General features: G+C 57.1%; 1 protein-coding gene. It reads right to left on the reverse strand.

Annotation, left to right across the window (positions count from 1 at the left end; all coding sequences use genetic code 11):
- Window positions 1-220: 220 nt before the first annotated feature.
- On the reverse strand, window positions 221-545 hold a 325-nt coding region (locus J5224_RS34695), incomplete at its 5' end, for a TolC family protein (protein WP_264629351.1).

A 545-nucleotide genomic window follows, 5' to 3' on the forward strand; every position in this document is an offset into this window, starting at 1 on the left:
TGTTCCAGCTTGCGCCCCAGCGGCAGTTGTTCATGCCAGCGCATCTGTTGTGCAACAGTGCGCACATCAATCACGTGCCCATAATGAGCGGCTGTTCTTGCCAGTGCGGCGATCCATATTTCTGTGGTGGCAGACGCAGTCATGCAATCTCCTGTGAATAAACACGTGGTTAACAGCCACTTATTACGTCATTACCCTTGATGCCATGACAACGACATCCTTACAGCGATGGCAGCCGATCGCCATTGGCTTTTTCTCGTTCGATGCCAAGCATATCCAGCAGATTATCGACGGCCGCCGCGTAGTTGACCGTGGCATCCCAGCCGTCAAACTGCGCCGTGGCGCGGGCGTTTTCAGCCTGAAGCACGTCCTGCTCCACGCTCAGCAGGTCGTTAAGGCTGCGTTTGCTCAGGCGATATTCGTCGCGATAGACATCGCGGGTATAGTTGGCGCTGGTGAGCTGGCGTTCGCTGGCGGCCTGGCGTTGCTGCGCGCCGATCATATCGGCATAGGAGGTGGCCGCGCGCTGGTTGATATCCAGCTTG

Source organism: Candidatus Symbiopectobacterium sp. NZEC135, from assembly GCF_025962695.1.